At 35.2% G+C, this 19,816-nt stretch carries 13 protein-coding genes and 1 riboswitch; of the genes, 4 read left to right on the top strand and 9 right to left on the bottom strand.

Annotated features, from left to right (window positions below; all coding sequences use genetic code 11):
• Positions 1–32: 32 nt before the first annotated feature.
• The 3 genes from cysS to folE form a co-directional block, all read right to left on the bottom strand.
• On the bottom strand, positions 33–1,499 hold the full coding sequence (gene cysS / locus MQX03_RS10450) for a cysteine--tRNA ligase (protein ID WP_242803001.1): 1,467 nt from the start codon (positions 1,497–1,499) through the stop codon (positions 33–35).
• Positions 1,500–1,649: 150 nt separating this feature from the next.
• Positions 1,650–2,081: a DinB family protein gene (locus MQX03_RS10445; protein WP_242802999.1), complete on the bottom strand. Its 432-nt coding sequence runs from the start codon at positions 2,079–2,081 to the stop codon at positions 1,650–1,652.
• 10 nt (positions 2,082–2,091) lie between these two features.
• Positions 2,092–2,760 (bottom strand): GTP cyclohydrolase I FolE, encoded by a 669-nt coding sequence (folE, locus tag MQX03_RS10440; protein ID WP_047447041.1) that lies wholly within the window; start codon positions 2,758–2,760, stop codon positions 2,092–2,094.
• 99 nt (positions 2,761–2,859) lie between these two features.
• On the opposite strand from folE, the gene MQX03_RS10435 reads away from it, so the two are divergent.
• Entirely contained in the window at positions 2,860–4,014 is a 1,155-nt protein-coding gene (locus MQX03_RS10435) for a hypothetical protein (protein ID WP_242802997.1), read from the top strand.
• 18 nt (positions 4,015–4,032) lie between these two features.
• Positions 4,033–4,518, top strand: coding sequence for a hypothetical protein (locus MQX03_RS10430; RefSeq protein ID WP_129535056.1), 486 nt, complete (start codon positions 4,033–4,035; stop codon positions 4,516–4,518).
• Positions 4,519–4,574: 56 nt separating this feature from the next.
• Here the strand turns inward: MQX03_RS10430 and metF are convergent, their stop codons facing one another.
• From metF to MQX03_RS10400, 6 genes are all read right to left on the bottom strand, one after another.
• A complete protein-coding gene (gene metF, locus MQX03_RS10425; protein WP_129535057.1) occupies positions 4,575–5,531 on the bottom strand; it encodes a methylenetetrahydrofolate reductase [NAD(P)H] in 957 nt (318 codons plus the stop codon).
• 81 nt (positions 5,532–5,612) lie between these two features.
• A complete protein-coding gene (gene metH, locus MQX03_RS10420) occupies positions 5,613–8,279 on the bottom strand; it encodes a methionine synthase (RefSeq protein ID WP_242802995.1) in 2,667 nt (888 codons plus the stop codon).
• A gap of 94 nt (positions 8,280–8,373) precedes the next feature.
• The gene (locus tag MQX03_RS10415) at positions 8,374–9,384 is read right to left on the bottom strand and encodes a homocysteine S-methyltransferase family protein (RefSeq protein WP_242802993.1); all 1,011 of its coding nucleotides are present in this window, start codon (positions 9,382–9,384) and stop codon (positions 8,374–8,376) included.
• A gap of 206 nt (positions 9,385–9,590) precedes the next feature.
• Positions 9,591–10,796 (bottom strand): O-succinylhomoserine sulfhydrylase, encoded by a 1,206-nt coding sequence (locus tag MQX03_RS10410; RefSeq protein WP_242802991.1) that lies wholly within the window; start codon positions 10,794–10,796, stop codon positions 9,591–9,593.
• A gap of 39 nt (positions 10,797–10,835) precedes the next feature.
• A complete protein-coding gene (locus MQX03_RS10405) occupies positions 10,836–12,377 on the bottom strand; it encodes an ACT domain-containing protein (RefSeq protein ID WP_242802989.1) in 1,542 nt (513 codons plus the stop codon).
• Entirely contained in the window at positions 12,378–13,316 is a 939-nt protein-coding gene (locus tag MQX03_RS10400; protein ID WP_242802987.1) for an alpha/beta fold hydrolase, read from the bottom strand.
• A gap of 60 nt (positions 13,317–13,376) precedes the next feature.
• Positions 13,377–13,489, bottom strand: a riboswitch (SAM riboswitch).
• Positions 13,490–13,676: 187 nt separating this feature from the next.
• Here MQX03_RS10400 and MQX03_RS10395 point away from each other — a divergent pair.
• Together MQX03_RS10395 and MQX03_RS10390 are read left to right on the top strand one after the other, a co-directional pair.
• The gene (locus MQX03_RS10395) at positions 13,677–16,289 is read left to right on the top strand and encodes an MGH1-like glycoside hydrolase domain-containing protein (protein WP_242802985.1); all 2,613 of its coding nucleotides are present in this window, start codon (positions 13,677–13,679) and stop codon (positions 16,287–16,289) included.
• A 237-nt stretch (positions 16,290–16,526) separates the two neighbouring features.
• Complete coding sequence (locus tag MQX03_RS10390; RefSeq protein WP_242802983.1) at positions 16,527–19,640, top strand: DUF7619 domain-containing protein; 3,114 nt, start codon at positions 16,527–16,529, stop codon at positions 19,638–19,640.
• Positions 19,641–19,816: the final 176 nt, after the last annotated feature.

The following is a 19,816-nucleotide window of genomic DNA, read 5'->3' as shown; positions in this document are numbered from 1 at the left end:
TCTGCGAGAGATATAATTTGATAAACTTTTTCCTAATTTAACACGTAAGAAGTTCCGCCTCTTCCGTCTTTCAACTCAATACCTTCAGCCAAGAGTTTATCTCTGATCTGGTCTGAAAGTTCGAAGTTTTTAGATTTTCTAGCCTGATTTCTTAGTTCGATTAAAACCTGCAATGTCTGATCCAATTTTTCATTATTGTTTTCTTCAATTGCCTGAAGTCCCAATACATCAAATATCAAAGCATTTAAAGTTGATTTTAACTCTGCTAAATCTTCAGTTGAAACTGTTTCTTTTTCATCTTTTAAAGCAAAAATAAATTTTACAGCTTCAAATAAATGCGCAATCAAAACCGGAGAATTGAAATCATCAGTCAGCGCGTCATAAGCTTTAGTTTTCCATTCTTTAAGATTAAAATCAGATTCTTTCTGGTCATTTGGAGTAATTGAATTTAATATTTTAATTGCCTCCATTAATCTTGTAAATCCTTTTTCGCTGGCGATCATTGCGTCATTAGAAATATCTAAAACACTTCTATAATGTGCCTGTAGAAAGCAGAAACGAACGATTGTTGGATGAAAAGGTTTTTCGAAGAAATCATTGTCTCCTGAAACCAATTGTTTAGGTAAAATATAATTCCCTGTAGACTTACTCATACGCTGAGAATTCATCGTCAGCATATTGGCGTGCATCCAGTAATTCACCGGTTCTACATCGTTGCAAGCTTTCCCTTGTGCTATTTCACATTCATGGTGAGGGAATTTCAAATCCATTCCACCTCCATGGATGTCGAATTTATCGCCCAGATATTTAGTACTCATCGCTGTACATTCAAGATGCCATCCCGGGAAACCTTCTCCCCAGGGAGAATTCCAACGCATGATGTGTGCTGGGGAAGCTTTTTTCCAAAGCGCAAAATCCTGTGGGTTTTTCTTTTCTCCCTGTCCGTCAAGATCTCTGGTGTTGGCAAAAAGTTCTTCGATATTACGTTTTGACAACTCACCGTAGTTCAGCCCTCTTTTATTATACTCTAAAACATCAAAATAAACCGAACCGTTACTTTCGTAAGCAAAACCTTTTTCGATTAATTTCTGAGTCAATTCGATTTGTTCGACAATGTGACCTGTAGCTGTAGGTTCAATATTCGGAGGAAGAAGATTAAACATCTCCAAAACTTTATGAAAATCGACCGTGTATTTCTGCACGATTTCCATTGGCTCCAATTTCTCCAACCGTGTTTGCTTGACAAATCTGTCGTTGTTCACGTCTCCATCATCGGTAAGGTGTCCTGCATCAGTAATATTTCTTACATATCGTACTTTATATCCCAAATGCATTAAGCTTCTGTAGATAAAATCGAAAGAAAGGAAAGTTCGCACATTTCCCAAATGTACATTGCTGTAAACGGTTGGTCCACAAACGTACATCCCGACGTTTCCTTCTAAAATCGGAGTGAATATTTCTTTTTCCGCTGTAAGCGAATTGTATATTTTTAGTTGCATCGTTTTTGTTTTTGATGTAATGATTTTTAATCTAGTCTTAAAGTTTTTAAATTAATTGAAAGATCAGAATCTTTCAACAGCAAAATCAGCAACAACAAATAATTGTCATTACAAAAATCTTATCTGAAACTTTTTTAAATTTTATCATTACTAAATAGCTTTTAAATGATGTTGTAAATGATCAATATAATCTTTGATAATAAATTCTAAGGTAAAAACCTGAGGCTCAACTTTTGTCATGTCACAAGTTCTCTGCAAAGCTTCATCAGGAATATTTTCGACCGTATGTACAATTTGAAAATTCAGAAATTTCCATAAATTGATAATATCTAAGGTCGGAACATTCTGATAATTCTGAGCTTTTACCCAAAAATTCTGGTCATAAACAATATTGTCATTTTCTTTATACTGAGTAATCACAAATCTTCTGATATTCGATAAAGCACTATCACAAAGATGACCCAAAATTTCTTTTTTTGACCATTTTTCAGGTGAAATTTTATGCGACCATTCTTCTTCAGAAATGTTTTCAAATCTATGAAGTTCTTCGTCTATTATATTTTTAAGTATTTGATAATCCATTTACAATAAACTAATAATCAAGTTTAGCATGACTTCCCACATAATGCAGAAACTCTTGCCTCGTAATAGGGTTGGTTCTGAAAATCCCGCTTAATTCGGCTGTGATGGTTGAACTTGCGGTGTCTTTTATTCCTCTGCAATTTACACAAAGATGTTTTGCATCAATAATACAAGCAACATTCTGAGTTCCTAGCGCATCTTTCAAAGCATCAACAATCTGCATCGTTAATCTCTCCTGAACCTGTGGTCTTTTTGCATAATAATCTACAATTCTGTTGATCTTAGAAAGTCCGATCACATCACCGCTTGAAATATAAGCAACGTGCGCTCTTCCGATGATTGGCAAAAAGTGATGCTCGCAGAAAGAATATACGGTGATATCCTTTTCCACCAACATCTGGCGGTATTTATATTTGTTTGAAAATGTAGAAATTCCGGGTTTATTTTCTGGAAGAAGTCCTCCGAAAATTTCATTCACATACATTTTAGCAACACGTTTCGGAGAATCTTTCAAAGAATCGTCGGTCATATCAAGACCAAGAGTTTCCATGATTTCTCCAAAAAGCTGGGTAATTTTTTCTATTTTTTCTTGTGGCGATTTCTCAAAAGCATCTTCACGAATCGGCGTATGCTCTTTCCCTGTGAAAATATCATCATCGTTATCGGTAAAATCAACCATTTTTATTTATTTTGCAACAAAAATACGGATAAAATTAATTCTATATTTTAATTTAGCTCAAATTTGAATTACCTTTCACATCTATTATTCTAAAATATTATGGTCATTGCAGAAGAAGTACTGAATAACGCACAAAAGAAAGAGTTTCTGGAGTTTCCTGCCAGACTTTACAAAGGCGATAAATCGTATATCCGACCATTAGATAAAGACATTGAGAGCGTTTTTGACGACAGTGTGAACAAATGCTTTGCAAATGGTGAAAGCAAGCGTTTTTTATTTAAAAATAAAGACGGTGAGACTGTAGGAAAAGTTGCCGTTTTTGTGAATAAACAGTATATCGAAAAGCAACCTACAGGTGGCATTGGTTTTTTCGACTGTATCAATGATCAGGAAACAGCCAATTTTATTTTTAGCCACTGTAAAAACTGGCTTCAGGAAAGAGGAATGGAAGCGATGGATGGCTCGATTAATTTCGGAGAACGTGATAAATTCTGGGGAGTTCTGATTGAAGGCTTTTCTGAACCTTTGTACGGCATGAATTACAATTATCCTTACTATAAAGAACTTTTTGAGAATTACGGATTCGAAATTTATTTTAATCAGTTATGTTTCAGCAGAAAGGCTCACGCTCCTACTTCAAGAATTTTCAATATCATGCACGCCAAGCATTCTAAAAATGAAAATTTTTCTTCAAAACGTGTTACAAAAGCGAATATAAATAAGTTTGCAGAAGATTTTTATACCATTTACAATAAATCCTGGGAAAGCCACGGTGGCGGAAAGCAAATGTCGCTGAATGACGTAAAAAAGCTTTTCAACAACATGAAACCCGTGATGAACGAACACATTGCGTGGTTCGCTTACGAAAGTGGAAATCCGGTTGCGATGTGGATTAATATTCCTGATCTCAATCAATGGTTTAAATATTTAAATGGAAAATTTGGGATTTGGGATAAACTGAAGTTTTTGTATTATAAAACTTTTAAGCACAATTCTAAGTTCGTTGGTTTGATTTTTGGAGTTCTTCCGGAGTGGCAAAACAAAGGTGTTGAAGGCTACCTCATCGTAGAAGCCGCCAACCACTTCCGTGTGGCAACGAAATTTGAAGATTTTGAAATGCAGTGGATCGGTGATTTCAATCCAAAAATGCTGGGTCTGGCCAAACATTTGGAGACTGAAGTGACCAGAAAACTGGCGACTTTTAGGTATTTATTTGATCAAACCAAAGAGTTTGAGAAGCACCCAACGGTTTAAATTTAAAAAAACATAATTATGGATTCATTAGTATTTTTCTTTATTGTATTTCTCTTTTTCATCTTATCTATTCCTGCAATTATTTTTCTGATTGCCTATTTAGCTGCGCAAAGCAGAAAGAAGAAACAAAAAATTCTTTTGGAACAAATTGGAACACCCGAATATTATGCCTTTGTGCGTTACAATATGGGAAATACTCAGGATCAATTTTTTAAACTGAAAGCATTTCAGGGAAGCGGAATTATTTATGTAGAAGAGCGAAAGATTATTTTCAGAGATACTTTAAATCAAAACCCGCACACCTTTAATTTAGATGACTGTTCGATTAAATGGGAAGATATCAATCTTGTGAATGGTCTATTGAAATGGTTTTCGGTAAGCGACGAAACAAAGAAATACTTTTTCAACATCGACAGCGGAATGTTTATTTTTAATACCAACTCTTCAAAACCGACAACAAAAAGTGTTTTTGATCAACTTTTGAAATATCAAAACGAAATATAAACAATAGGGCTTTAGAAAAATTTCTAAAGCCCTATCTCTTCACTTTTACTAACTATTTAAAACAGCTCTCCAGCCACTTTTTTAATATTATCACTTTTACCCATCGAGTAAAAATGCAGGACGGGAACGCCAAAATCAAGCAATTCTTTGCATTGGCTGATTGCCCACTCTACACCGATTTGTTTTACGGCTTCATTATTTTTTGCACTTTCTACAGCATTGATTAAATCTTCGGGTAAATCTATTTTGAAAACCTGAGGCAATAGTTTCAAATGTTTTTTTGTAGCAATCGGTTTAATTCCTGGAATAATTGGAACAGTAATTCCCATTTCACGGGCTTTAGTAACAAACTCGATATATTTTTTATTATCAAAAAACATTTGGGTTACGATGTAATCTGCACCTGCATCTACTTTTTGTTTCAGCCATTTCAGATCGTAATTCATTGACGGAGCTTCCATGTGTTTTTCAGGATAACCCGCAACACCGATGCAGAATTTGTTGTGATCATCACAAGCCTGATCGTCATGAAGATATTTCCCTCTTCCCAAATTATTGATCTGGTTTACCAAATCCATCGCACTTGCGTGACCTCCGGGAGTCGCTTCAAAATACTGATGCCCTTTCATCGCATCCCCACGAAGTGCCATAATGTTGTCGATTCCCAAATACATACAGTCTACCAAAAGATATTCGGTTTCTTCTTTTGTAAACCCACCACAAAGTAAGTGTGGAACGGTATCAACATTATATTTATGCTGAATTGCCGCACAAATACCTAAAGTTCCGGGGCGCATTCTTGTAATACGACGCTCCATCAAACCATTTCCTTTGTCGATGTAAATATATTCTTCTCTTGAAGTCGTCACGTCGATAAATGGAGGTTTAAATTCCATTAAAGGGTCGATGTTAGTATATAAATCTTCAATCCCGATTCCTTTTTGAGGTGGAACAACCTCTAAAGAAAATAAGGTTTTGCCGTTGGCGTTTTTTATATGATCTGTGATTTTCATTTAATAAATAGTAAGTTTTAATTTTTTAAATAATTTTTATGATTCGGCGGCGGCAAGCCGCCGCCGAATCATAAACCAAATCTAAATTCCGTCTGCTAAATTCGGGTTCAGCCATTTTCTCGCTTCCTTCAAAGAAATTCCCTTTCTTACAGAATATTCTTTTAATTGGTCTTCCGAAATCTTCCCCAAACCGAAATATTTGGCGTGCGGACTTCCAAAATAATATCCGGAAACAGCTGCTGTTGGGAACATGGCTAAACTTTCAGTAAGATAAACCCCGATGTTTTCTTCCACTTTCAACAAATCCCAAATTGCGTGTTTTTCCAAATGATCCGGACAGGCTGGATAACCTGGCGCAGGACGAATTCCTTTGTATTTTTCAGCAATTAAATCTTCATTGCTTAAATTTTCCTGATTAGCATAACCCCAATATTCTGTACGCACTTTTTTATGTAAAAATTCAGTGTAAGCTTCAGCAAAACGGTCGGCAATCGCTTTTACCATGATGGCATTGTAGTCGTCATTGTCTTTTTCATACTGATCCGACAATTCATCAGTTCCGAAACCTGTGCAAACGCAGAAGGCACCCATGTAGTCGGTTTTTCCTGAGCTCTGAGGCGCAATAAAATCGCTTAATGCGATATAATCTTTGCCTTTTGATTTCTGAACCTGTTGTCTCAGCGTTAAAAACTTAACTTTTCCCTGATCATTTTCATCATAAATTAAAATATCATCAGTTTCGTTAGAATTGGCTTTAAAAATTCCAAAAATCGCTTTGGCAACCAACAGTTTTTCATCAACAATTTTCTTTACAATTTTCTGACCGTCTGCAAATAATTCTTTTGCCTGCTCACCCACAACCTCATCATCAAAAATGTTCGGATATTTTCCATGAAGATCCCAACTTCTGAAAAACGGTGACCAGTCGATGAACGGAATCAATTCTTCCAAATCCTGATTTTCAAAAACCTGAATTCCTAAATTATTTGGAGTGAAAATTTCTTCATTTTCCCAATCGATTTTAAACTTATCTTTTCGGGCATCTTCGATCGAAACGTAGTTTTTATCAACCTGCCTGTTCAGGAATTTTTCTCTGAAATCTGAATAATCACTTTTCAGATCATCTACGTATTCCTTGTTTCGGTCTCCCAGCAATGAACTTACCACATTCACCGCTCTGGAGGCGTCATTCACGTGAACGACTGCATTTTTATATTTTAAATCAATCTTTACTGCGGTATGTGCCTTTGAAGTTGTTGCACCACCAATCAGCAAAGGAAAATTCAAGTTTTGTCTTTCCAATTCTGAAGCGATGTACACCATTTCATCCAAACTTGGGGTAATCAATCCGCTCAAACCGATGACATCTACATTATGATCGATCGCTGCCTGAATAATTTTCTCGGCAGGAACCATCACTCCCAAATCGACAATATCGTAATTATTACAACCCAACACTACACTCACAATATTTTTTCCAATATCGTGAACATCGCCTTTTACGGTTGCCATCAAAATTTTTCCGTTAGGTTTCTGGGCCACATCTTTTTCAGCTTCAATAAACGGCTGCAGATAAGCTACGGCTTTCTTCATTACCCTCGCTGACTTCACCACCTGCGGAAGAAACATTTTTCCGCTTCCGAAAAGATCTCCGACAACGCCCATTCCGGTCATCAGATTGACTTCGATAACGTGAAGTGGTCTTGCAGACTGCAGTCTGGCTTCTTCTACATCTTCTTCTATAAAACGGTCAATACCCTTCACCAAAGAATGCGTGATTCTCTCCTGCAAAGGATAAGTTCGCCATTCTAATTCTTCAACTTTTTCTTTTTTAACTGATTTATTTCGTTCAGAATAATCTAAAAGTCTTTCGGTAGCATCTTCTCTTTTGTCGAGAATTACATCTTCTACAAGCTCGAGAAGTTCCTTATTAATTTGATCATAAACCTCAAGCAATGCCGGATTTACAATTCCGATATTCATTCCGGCCTGGATGGCGTGATAAAGGAATACCGAATGCATCGCTTCTCGCACTGTATCATTTCCACGGAAAGAAAATGAAACATTGGAAACTCCTCCACTTACCGAAGCATACGGAAGATTTTGTCTTACCCATCTTGTTGCTTCAATGAAATCGATTGCGTTGCGACTGTGTTCGTCCATTCCTGTTGCAACGGGGAATATATTTAAATCGAAAATAATATCTTCAGCGGGAAATTTAACTTCGTTGACCAAAATATCATAAGATCTTTGCGTGATTTCTAGTCTTCTTTCATAATTATCGGCTTGTCCGACTTCATCAAAAGCCATAACGATAACCGCCGCTCCGTATCTTTTGATGGCTTTGGCGTGTTTTACAAACTCTTCTTTCCCTTCTTTTAAACTGATGGAATTCACCACGCATTTACCCTGAACAACTTGAAGTCCTGCCTCCAGAATTTCCCATTTGGAGGAATCGACCATAATCGGAATTTTGGAAATATCTGGTTCGGAGCCAATCAAATTCAGGAATTTGATCATGGAAGCTTTTCCATCGATCAAACCGTCATCAAAATTCACGTCAAGGATCTGAGCTCCGCCATCCACCTGATCTCTTGCAATATCTAAAGCTTCAGAAAATTTTTCTTCTTTAATTAACCTTAAAAACTTTTTGGATCCGGCAACATTCGTTCTTTCACCAACATTGATGAAATTACTTTCGGGAGTTATAATCAAAGGCTCGAGGCCTGATAATTTTAAATATTTCATATTTATAAATGTAACAATTTACCAATGTAACGATTTACCAATAACGGTTTTAATATCATTTAATAATGAAACTAATTGCTACGTTGATAGATTGTTATGCTGTTACATTAAATTTCCTTGGCTCGTATTTATCTACTAAATCGGCGATTGCTTTGATATGTTCCGGAGTCGTTCCGCAGCATCCGCCGATGATATTAATCAATCCTTTTTCTACATATTCTCTGATCTGACTTGCCATTTGCTCAGGCGATTCGTCGTATTGACCGAATGCGTTGGGTAATCCTGCATTTGGATATGCTGAAACACAGAATTCTGAATTATGAGCCAACGTTTCTAAATATGGTGTTAACTGATTTGCACCCAAAGCACAGTTGAATCCTACACTCAATAAATTCAAATGCGAAACTGAGATTAAAAATGCTTCCGCAGTTTGTCCGCTCAAAGTTCTTCCAGAGGCATCTGTAATCGTTCCCGAAACCATGATTGGAATTTCAATTCCCCTTTCTTCCTGAATTTCGTCGATGGCAAACAACGCAGCTTTTGCATTCAGAGTATCGAAAATTGTTTCTACCAAAAGAATATCTGAACCTCCATCAAGCAAAGCTTCTGACTGCTGTTTGTACGCCAATCTCAATTCTTCGAAAGTAATCGCGCGGTATCCAGGATCATTGACATCCGGACTTAAACTTGCCGTTCTGTTTGTTGGCCCAATTGATCCTGCAACAAATCTTGGCTTGTGCGGATTTTTTGCGGTGTATTCATCACAGACTTTTCTGGCGATTTTTGCAGATTCATAGTTGAGTTCGTATACCAGATCTTCCATGTGGTAGTCTGCCATTGCGATGGTTGTTCCTGAGAATGTATTGGTTTCCAGAATATCTGCTCCTGCTTCGAGGTACTTTCTATGAACTTCTTCAATCGCTTCCGGTTGTGTGAGTGAAAGAAGGTCGTTATTTCCCTGTACGGGATGCTCCCAATCTTTAAAACGTTCGCCACGGTAATCTTCTTCCTGAAATTTATATCGCTGAAGCATCGTTCCCATCGCTCCATCGAGAATGAGAATGCGTTCTTGCAATACTTTATATAATAGTTCTGAATTTTTCATTTTTATTATGACATATTTTATTGATACCATTTTCAAGGTTTCGTAGCCCGAAAACGTTCTTTTGTTGTTGAGCCGAAGAACAAATCTTCAATATAGCCCCGATGGAAGCGGCATCCTTTTTTGTTTTCTCAAAACAAAAAAGATATAGCGGACAGCGGGTAAGACTTTTGTATTGAAAACTGCTCGTCTTGCTCCTAATTTTACTTTTAATCTTCCGCCAAAGCTTGTTTTAAATCATTTATAATATCATCCACATTTTCTAAACCTACCGAACAACGAACCAAACCTGCTGTAATCCCTACTTCATTGCGCTCGTCATCCGTTAATTTTGAATGTGTTGTCGATGCGGGATGCGTGACAATCGTTCTTGTATCTCCGAGGTTTGCAGATAGTGAACACATTTTTATTTTATCTAAAAAGTTTCTTCCGCCTTCAATTCCGCCTTTAATTTCAAAAGCGACAACATTTCCGCCTAGCTTCATTTGTTTTTTGGCAATCTCATAACTCGGATGTGACTTTAGAAACGGGTATTTTACCAATTCAACATTCGGATGATTTTCTAAAAATTCGGCGACCTTCAAAGCATTTTCGCAATGTCTTTCCGCACGAATTGCCAAAGTTTCTAAGCTTTTTGACAAAACCCAAGCATTGAAAGGCGACATCGCAGGACCTGTATTTCTGGCAAAAAGATAAATTTCTCTGATTAAATCTTCTCTACCAACCGCTACTCCACCCAAAACTCTACCTTGGCCGTCAATCAGTTTCGTCGCAGAATGCACTACCAAATCAGCACCATATTTTATCGGCTGCTGAAGGTAAGGTGTTGCAAAACAGTTGTCCACGATGAAAATCAGATTGTGTTTTTTGGCAATTTGACCGAAAAACTCTAAGTCTAAAATTTCAATCGCTGGATTTGTAGGAGTTTCCAGATACAGGATTTTTGTATTGGGTTTGATATACTTTTCTAAATTTTCAGAATCCTCAGCTTTGAAATACGTGGTTTCGATATTCCATTTTGGAAAATATTTTGTGAACAAAGTGTGCGTAGATCCGAAAACTGACTGACAGCTTACAATATGATCTCCTGCATTGAGCAATGTTGCAAATGTGGAATAAATTGCAGCCATTCCTGTTGCGAACGCATAACCAGCTTCTGCACCTTCCATTTTGACAATCTTATCTGTAAATTCTGTAACATTAGGATTTGAAAATCGACTGTACAGATTTTTTGATTTTTCTTCGGCAAAACTCGCTCTCATATCTTCTGCATCTTCAAAAACAAAGCTTGAAGTAAGATACAAAGGTGTAGAATGCTCATCAAACTGAGATCTCTCGGTTTGAGTTCTTATGGCTAAAGTTTCAAAATTGGTTAATGGTTGATGGTTTTCAGTTGTTCGTTTATCTTGGCTCATTTTTTTATATCTTGGTTCTTAAATCTTGTCTCTCGGGTCTTATTTTGCTTCGCTCAGTCGTAAAATATCACCAAAAACTCCTCTCGCAGTAACTTTTGCTCCCGCCCCGGCTCCCATGATGACGATCGGATTTTCACCATAACTTTCGGTGTAGATTTCAAAAATTGAATCTGAACCTTTTAACTGTCCTAAAGCGGAAGTTGCAGGCACAGAAATTAGCTTTACATCCAGTTCACCTTTTTCTTTCTGCAAATCTCCATGCAAATCACCAACGTATCTTAAAACGTGATTAGGCTCCTGATTTTTCTTGATTTTGTCGTATTCGTCATCAAGTTCTTCTAATCTGGAAAGAAACTCCTGTTTTGAAACAGAAAGTAAAGCCTCCGGAACTAAATTTTGAATATTGATATCCGTAAATTCATTAATTAAATCTAATTCTCTTGCCAAGATCAATAATTTTCTCGCTACATCATTTCCAGATAAATCTTCTCTCGGATCTGGCTCTGTAAATCCTTTTTCTAAAGCTTCATTAACGATCGTTGAAAATTTATCGTTTCTTAAAGAAAAATTATTGAAAACATAACTCAATGTCCCTGAGAAAACACCTTTAATCCTTGTGATATTTTCACCGGAAAGGTGTAAAAGTTTTATTGTATCAATCAATGGCAAACCTGCTCCAACATTGGTTTCGTAAAGATATTTTTTATTGTTTTTGTTCAACGTATATCTTAGTTTACGATATTCTTCAATCGGAAGTGTGTTGAAAATTTTGTTTGAAGAAACCAAATCAAAACCATTTTCTGCCAACGCCTGATAATTTTTCACAAAATCAACGCTTGCTGTATTATCGACAACAATCAGATTTTCAAGCTGATTTTCTTTTGAGAAATTAATTAACTCGTCAACATTTGAAGTTTTTTCGGCTGCAAAAACCTCATCGCTCCATGTATTATCAAACCCTTTTTTATTAAAAGCAATTTTTCTGGAGTTAGCAACTGCCACAACTTTCAAGTGTATATTTTTTCTTCTTTTAATTTCTTCTGAAGAATGTAAAACCTGCTCAATTAAAGTCTTTCCAACATTTCCATGACCAATGATTGCTAAGTGAACCGTTTTTGGCTTTTTGAAAATTTCCGATTCAATAATATTTTTACTTTTCTCATCCTGCGAAGAAGTTACAACAATATTGATGCGCTTTTCGCTTGAGTTTTGATTTAAAAGTAATGGGAAAACATTGTTTCTCGCCAGTTCAGAAAGTATTTTATTTAAATCATCTGCCACAAAACCAATGACAGAAACATTATTGATGCTGTAAATCTGAGAAACTTTGCCTGATTTTCTTTCAGCAGCAAATTCTTCGATCAAACAATTGACTGCTTTTTCAGAATCTTCTTCATGTACCAAAATTGACAATCCGTTTTCCACAGCTTGTTGAGAAATCACTCCTACACTGATTCGCGCCAAAGTAAGCGCTTTAAAAACTCTACCGTCAATCCCGATTTCACCTAAGAAATCTGCTCCTTCAAATTTGATGATTGATCTGTTTTTTAAAAATTTTATTTCGTTTGCATTAGCTTTCATCTACAAAATATTTTTTATGATATAATTTAACTGTTCGTATTCCATTAAAAAGGCGTCGTGGCCATGAATTGATTTGATCTCGTGATAGAAAACATCCTCTTTGTCAGTTTTCAGCTTTTTAAAACACATTCGGATTTCAGAAGCCGGGAAAAACAAGTCGGTATCTACAGAGATCATGTGCATTCGTGCTTTGATTTTACCTAAATCTTTATCGTTTGCATTAATGTTCATGAGTAAATGATTCATCAATTGATAAGATTTTAAACTAAATCTTTCGGCAAGAGATTTCCCGTGATAATTCAGCCAGTCTACAGATTCTAACTTTTGTTTTTCCTGATTAAATTTATTTTGAAATCTTTCATTCAATGACTGAGGTGTTCTGTAACACAGCATCGCATGAATTCTGGCTTTCTGAAGTGGCTCATCATTTCCGTTTAATAAAAACTGCTGAACGAGACATTGGGCGTACAACCAATCATGAGTTTTAGAATCGCAGGCAATTGGTATAAAAAGCTCTGCTAAATTTGGATTTTTAACAAGCATCTCCCAACCAATTCCACCTCCGAGAGAGCCTCCAATAATAGCGTATACGTTTTTAATATGTAAAGATTCTAAACCTTTCAGAAATATATTCGCAATGTCTGAAGGGGTGAAATCTGAATATTCATCAATAAAAAAATCATCATATCCGTTTCCGGGAATGTTGAAACAGAGAACTGTATATTTATTTGTATCAATAACCTGATTTTCACCAATTAATTGTTTCCACCAACCTTTTTCTCCGGAAACATTTGAGTTTCCGGTTAAAGCATGATTGACCAAAATAATGGGTGCAGAAAACAAGTCTTTCCCAAAAAGCTGGTAGCTTAATGAGATATGATATTCCTTTTGGGAATTGGTTTGATACAAAAAATTAATATGTTGCAGTTCTGTTTTCAATTTTATATTATTAAAATAAATTTGAAAATGCCATGAGAAATGGCTGAAAAGAACTTCAGTAAGTTATCTGTCCAAAATAAAATTTTATTTGGTAGAACGTAGCACCTTCTTCGCTTGCGCAAAGGGTTGCTAAGGTTTCACAGGGTCTATCCCTCAACCTTTCTTGATAACATTTTCAATATGTAAATGAACGAATGGTGCAAAGATAATACATTTCTCTTAAAAAAATAAATAAATTTTATTTATCGTTAAAAATCCCTTCATTAAAAGCATTTCTGAAGGATGTTAAGAATTATTAAGCTTAAAAAAATTGGTTTTTTTTGTCAAAAAATCTACCTTAGCAATGAAAAATGATGTTATATGAGTGTTGAAAAGCAAAGACTAAAGGATAAAAACTGGTTGAACTGGGGACCTTACGTAAGCAACAGACAGTGGGGAAATGTACGTGAAGACTACAGCCCAAACGGTGATGCGTGGCGCTTTGCCAATCACAACAATGCCGAAAGCTATGCTTATCGCTGGGGCGAAGAGGGTATCGCCGGAATCTCAGATACCAAGCAGCTTTTTTGTTTTGCGCTCTCATTTTGGAATAAGAATGATGAAAGAATAAAAGAACGATTTTTCGGACTGAGCAACCCTCAGGGAAATCACGGTGAAGACATCAAAGAAATTTTCTACTATTTAGATAATACACCCACTCATAGCTATATGAAAATGGTGTACAAATATCCCATCAATAAATTTCCTTACGAAGATTTAGTTGCCGAAAACGGAAGACGAAGCAAAAAAGAACCTGAGTATGAAATCATAGACACAGGAATCTTCGATAAGGATGAATACTTTGATATTTTTATTGAATATTGCAAAGGGACTATTGATGACATTCTGGTACGAGTTACGGTTTGTAATCGAAGTAATCAAGATGCACCGATTGTCGTTTTACCGACTGCGTGGTACAGAAACAACTGGAAATGGGGTTATAATGAATATCAGGGACAGCTGGAAGATTCTCATGAAGGATGTATCAACATCAATCACGACAGTATTACTTTAAAAAAGTTTTATTCTAAAAACAGAAATGCCCAGCGCGTATTTTGTGATAATGAAACTAATAATTCTAAACTTTACGGAAGTCCGGAAGTTGAGAATGCCTATTATAAAGACGGAATCAACGATTTTGTAATTCATCAAAAAAATACAATTAATCCTGAGAAAAAGGGTTCCAAAGCATCATTTATTGTTGAAGCAGAAATAAAAGCCGGTCAATCTGAAGTTTTTGAATTCCGGTTGTCTTCAAATGATTTAGATAATCCATTTTATGATTTTGAAAGTATTTTTAATACAAGACTTTCAGAAGCGAACGAATTTTACGAAGATATTCAGCAGGATGTTCCGAACGAAGATGAAAGAAATGTGCAGCGACAAGCCTTTGCAGGACTTCTTTGGAATAAACAATTTTACCATTATAATGTTGGAAAGTGGCTGAAGGGTGATCCGAATCACGAAGCTCCGAGAGATTTTAATCATTATGTGAGAAATACCGAATGGGAACATCTTCATAATAAAGATATCATCTCAATGCCCGATAAATGGGAATATCCTTGGTATGCGACTTGGGATTTAGCATTCCACTGTGTACCTTATGCAATCATTGATGGAGATTTTGCTAAAAACCAACTTCTTCTTTTGACTAAAGAATGGTACATGCATCCAAATGGACAAATGCCCGCTTACGAATGGAATTTGAGTGATGTAAATCCACCCGTGCATGCTTGGTCTTGTTTCAGGGTATTTAAAATAGATGAAAAAGCAAATGGTAAACCTGATCTTTTATTTTTAGAAAAAGTTTTCCAAAAACTACTTTTGAATTTCACATGGTGGGTCAACCGAAAAGATAAAAACGGGAAGAATATTTTCGGTGGCGGATTCTTAGGACTCGATAATATCGGAGCTTTTGACCGCAATATGGAACTGAAAGATGGTGAACATCTTGAGCAGGCCGACGGAACGAGCTGGATGGCAATGTATGCGCTGAACATGATGCGTATCGCAATGGAATTGGCTCAATACTATCAGGTTTATGAAGATATGGCGATTAAATTCTTTGAACATTATCTGTACATTGCTGAGGCAATGGAAAATATGGGAGAAGACAAAGAAGGTCTTTGGAACGAAGAAGATGGTTTCTTTTATGATGTTCTTCAACTTGGAAATGGCGAAAGTGTTACACTAAGATTGAGAAGTATTGTAGGATTGATTCCATTATTTGCTGTGGAAATTATTGATCATCATCTTTTGGATAAAATGCCGAATTTTAAAGCCAGAATGGATTGGGTTTTAAAAAACAAGCCCGAACTCGCCAATCTTGTTTCTCATTGGGACGAAGAAGGCAGCGGCAGAAAACATTTAATGAGCATCCTTCGTAAGACAAGACTTAAAAAAGTATTGACAAGAATGCTTGACGAAAAAGAATTTCTAAGTTCTTACGGAATCCGTGCGATGTCAAAAGTGTATGAAGAAAATCCATTTGTATTTACTGTTCATGGCAATAAAAATGTAGTGTATTATACTCCGGCAGAAAGTGACAGCAGAATGTTTGGAGGTAACAGTAACTGGAGAGGCCCTATTTGGTTTCCTATTAATTTTTTGATTGTAGAAAGTCTTCAGCGTTTTCATTTTTATTACGGAAACAGTTTGAAAATTGAATTCCCGACCGGAAGCGGAGAACAGAAAAACCTTGATGAAGTAGCATCAAATATCAGCAACAGACTTTGCTCAATATTCTTAAAAGACGAAAGCGGGCAAAGAGCTTTCAATGGCGGAAATTATAAATTTAATTATGATCCTAATTTTAAAGACTACATTACATTCTTTGAATATTTCCACGGAGATAACGGTCGTGGTGTAGGTGCTTCCCATCAAACAGGATGGACGGCTACAGTTGCAAAGTTGATAAAACCTAGAATGATATAATTTAAAGCCTCTTTTTTAAAGAGGCTTTTTTTATGTCTCAAACAAAAATAATTATATAATTATTTTACTTATAAATTTTTACCATTTAGAAAAAATAATGAATTTAGTTTTTGAAATTCATTATTAAAACCATTCTTTTTTACAAATCACATAAATATAACACATTATAAATAAGACTGTTATAGAAACGTCATTATTTATAATATTCTACATTTGCGCATTAATAAATACACAAATATGAATACAAAATTATTTTGCTTGTTAACTTTCCTTTGGCTCAGTTTGGGAATAAAGGCGCAGATTATTAACTTTCCGGATGCCAATTTTAAGGCAGCATTAATGTTATCCAGCCCTACACAACATATTGCGAAAGATCTGAATGGGAACTGGGTGAAAATAGATACCAATAACGATGGTGAAATACAACAAAGTGAAGCAAATAATATAAGTTATCTATTTGCAGGCAATTATTATAACACACAATCGGTTACAGGCATAAAAAGCTTTGAAAATGTTACTGAATTACTCCTTCAGGGATCTTCTTTGGTTTCCATAGACCTATCTAATATGACAAGTCTTGTCTCTCTTATTGTTGGCGGAACTTCAGCGACTAATATTAATTTATCTGGTTTGACCAATCTTGAATCGTTAGAATGTAGTTCACATCATTTTACGACGTTGGATTTAAGTGGTCTCAATAAACTTAAAATTTTGGTTGCTAATTATGGAAACTTATCATCAATTATTCTTCCTACATCCGGAGCTCTTGAAGGAATAAATGTAACTAATAATCATTTAACAGCTTTAGATCTGAGTCAACAAACTCAGTTAAGTACTCTGAATTGTAGTGAAAATCAAATTTCAAACCTTAATGTTGTAAATTTAAATCATCTGGAGTGGATGTTTGTGGATAAAAATGAATTAACGAATTTAAACTTATCCGGATGTATCAATTTAGTCAATCTTTATTGTTCTGATAACTCATTAACTACTTTGGATATAAGCAACAAGCCTAATCTGAAAAATGTATATTCAGGTCTTAATCAATTGCAAAGCCTTAACATCAGCAATTCCACTAATATAGAATATCTTGATCTTTATAATAATAAGTTTACAGGATTTTTGGATTTATCTTCTCTCAATAATGTTTTAGGAATTTCTGTAAGTAAGAATCTAATCACAAAACTTGATGCAAGCAATGGTAAATACTACAACAGTATGGGTAGTAATAATTACTTATATATCAGTGATAATCCGAATCTGGAAACACTTATTTTCAAAAATATATCTCCTGAATCTTCTTATATTGAGGGAATATTCGAGTCTACCGGATTAGCCAATTTACCATCACTTAAATATATCTGTAGTGATGAGAACAAAATGGACTATTTCGATTATGTACTTACACTACAAAATTTAAAGAAAATTATGGTTGTTTCCGATTGTAATTTTACGCTTAACTGCACTCAAAATATAACTATCCCTGATGTTAATTTTAAGCAGTATTTGGTAGAAAATTTTGATTATAATAATGACGGAGAAATCTGTGACTCTGAAGCAGAGAAAGTTTCATTTATAAAATGTCCAAACCTTAACATTGGATCTGTAGAAGGTCTTAGCTATTTTACAAATACAAAGGTTTTAAATATTTCTAAAAATCACATCTCTAATTTAGATGTAAGCAATCTTAAGAATTTATTTACCCTCAACTCTGCTTATAATAATCTTACATCATTGGATACTTCGGAGAATATAAATCTATATGACCTTAAATTTAATAATAATCCTTCTTTACAAAAACTTTTCATTAAAAACGGAAAAGATCAGTACATTGCAGAATATGTAGGACCCTCAGAAATATATCCTGATGATAACTTCTTTAATACGGATATAAAATATATTTGTACTGATGATTCTGAGTTAGATATGCTCAATGCTATTTTAGCCTACGAAGGAAAAGCTGCCGTTGTGAGTTCTTATTGCACCTCATCTCCAGGCGGAAATCACAATATCATCACAGGAACCGTAAGATTCGACGAAAACAATAATGGTTGCGACATCAGCGACGAAGTTTTCGAACACATGAAACTCAAAATAAATGACGGAACCACAACAGGAGAAACTTTTGTGAAGAGTAATGGAAAATATGATTTCTATACTCTGACAGGAGATTTTACCATAACCGCAGAGCCTGAAAATACTTCATTATTTACTGTGACGCCTTCTACCTTCACAACAAATTTTGTTGATAGCAATAATAACACTTTGACCCAAAATCTTTGTGTTACCAAAAACGGAAGTATAAAAGATCTGGAAGTGGTTTTTGCTCCTGTAACGGATGCCAGACCTGGTTTTGATGCTACTTATAAAATCATTTGGAGAAATAAAGGAAATACTACTCTTTCAGGAAACGCAACGCTTAGTTTTAACCCTGCAAAAATGAGCTTTGTTTCTTCTGTACTGCCTTCTTCCGTTACAGGAAATCTTGTTACGTTTAATTTCACTAATTTAAAACCTTATCAGAATACATCTTCGGAGATTACTTTTACCATAAATACTCCTACAAATCCAACTAATCCTGTGAATAATGGCGATATTCTAAATTTCACTGCAGGCGTAAATCCTGTTTTAGGAGATATTAATCCTGATGACAATCAGTTTATTTATCAGCAGACCGTGGTGGGTTCTTATGATCCCAATGACATTACTTGCCTTGAGGGAAATCTTATTCCACTATCAATGGTTGGGAAGTATCTTCATTACATTGTAAATTTTGAAAATACAGGAACTGCACCTGCAACGAATATTGTTGTGGAAATGAATATCAATCCTGATGATTTTGATATTTCTTCCCTGCAATTGCAAAATACTTCGCACTCCTCATACACAAAAATTACAGGTAACAAAGTAGAGTTTATGATGAAGGATATCAATCTTGTGGCTGCAGCTCATGGAAACATTATTTTAAAAATTAAGTCTAAAAATAATCTTATTTCCGGAGACAGTATCATGAATCAGGCGAATATTTATTTTGATTACAATTATCCGATTGCAACTAACGAAGTCATAACCAACATTGGAAATAATTCTACATTGGCTGTAACAGATGTGGCTAAAGACAAAGTTGTTTCTATTTATCCCAATCCTACAAAAGGAGACATAAACATTGATTCTGAATCCAAAATAAAATCAGTCGAAATCTATGATGCGCAGGGAAGAATTATTCAAAAGCAAATAGGAATCAATTCAAAAAGCGCCAAAATTACTATCAAAAATAACACCTCAGGAGTTTATCTTTTTAGAATAAATACAGAAAAAGAAACTTTCACAAAAAAAATAATCAAAAATTAATTTTTAACCAAATAATTATTAAAATTAGCAACAGACTTTGTTCCATATTCTTAAAAGACGAAAGCGGACAAAGAGCTTTCAATGTGGAAATTATAAATTTAATTACGATCCGAATTTCAAAGATTACATTACCTTTTTTGAATATTTCCACGGAGATAACGGTCGTGGTGTAGGAG

The sequence above is a fragment of the Chryseobacterium aahli genome (assembly GCF_022699665.1).
GTDB lineage: Bacteria > Bacteroidota > Bacteroidia > Flavobacteriales > Weeksellaceae > Chryseobacterium > Chryseobacterium aahli.
This window is presented reverse-complemented; position numbering and strand designations above follow the sequence as displayed.

What these genes read in the sequence shown, in the direction of transcription:
- MQX03_RS10415 (WP_242802993.1), bottom strand. Translation starts at nt 9,384, where the DNA reads ATGAAAAATTCAGAACTATTATATAAAGTATTGCAAGAACGCATTCTC.
- MQX03_RS10435 (WP_242802997.1), top strand. Translation starts at nt 2,860, where the DNA reads ATGGTCATTGCAGAAGAAGTACTGAATAACGCACAAAAGAAAGAGTTT.
- MQX03_RS10430 (WP_129535056.1), top strand. Translation starts at nt 4,033, where the DNA reads ATGGATTCATTAGTATTTTTCTTTATTGTATTTCTCTTTTTCATCTTA.
- MQX03_RS10445 (WP_242802999.1), bottom strand. Translation starts at nt 2,081, where the DNA reads ATGGATTATCAAATACTTAAAAATATAATAGACGAAGAACTTCATAGA.
- MQX03_RS10410 (WP_242802991.1), bottom strand. Translation starts at nt 10,796, where the DNA reads ATGAGCCAAGATAAACGAACAACTGAAAACCATCAACCATTAACCAAT.
- metH (WP_242802995.1), bottom strand. Translation starts at nt 8,279, where the DNA reads ATGAAATATTTAAAATTATCAGGCCTCGAGCCTTTGATTATAACTCCC.
- folE (WP_047447041.1), bottom strand. Translation starts at nt 2,760, where the DNA reads ATGGTTGATTTTACCGATAACGATGATGATATTTTCACAGGGAAAGAG.
- MQX03_RS10390 (WP_242802983.1), top strand. Translation starts at nt 16,527, where the DNA reads ATGAATACAAAATTATTTTGCTTGTTAACTTTCCTTTGGCTCAGTTTG.
- cysS (WP_242803001.1), bottom strand. Translation starts at nt 1,499, where the DNA reads ATGCAACTAAAAATATACAATTCGCTTACAGCGGAAAAAGAAATATTC.
- MQX03_RS10395 (WP_242802985.1), top strand. Translation starts at nt 13,677, where the DNA reads ATGAGTGTTGAAAAGCAAAGACTAAAGGATAAAAACTGGTTGAACTGG.
- metF (WP_129535057.1), bottom strand. Translation starts at nt 5,531, where the DNA reads ATGAAAATCACAGATCATATAAAAAACGCCAACGGCAAAACCTTATTT.
- MQX03_RS10405 (WP_242802989.1), bottom strand. Translation starts at nt 12,377, where the DNA reads ATGAAAGCTAATGCAAACGAAATAAAATTTTTAAAAAACAGATCAATC.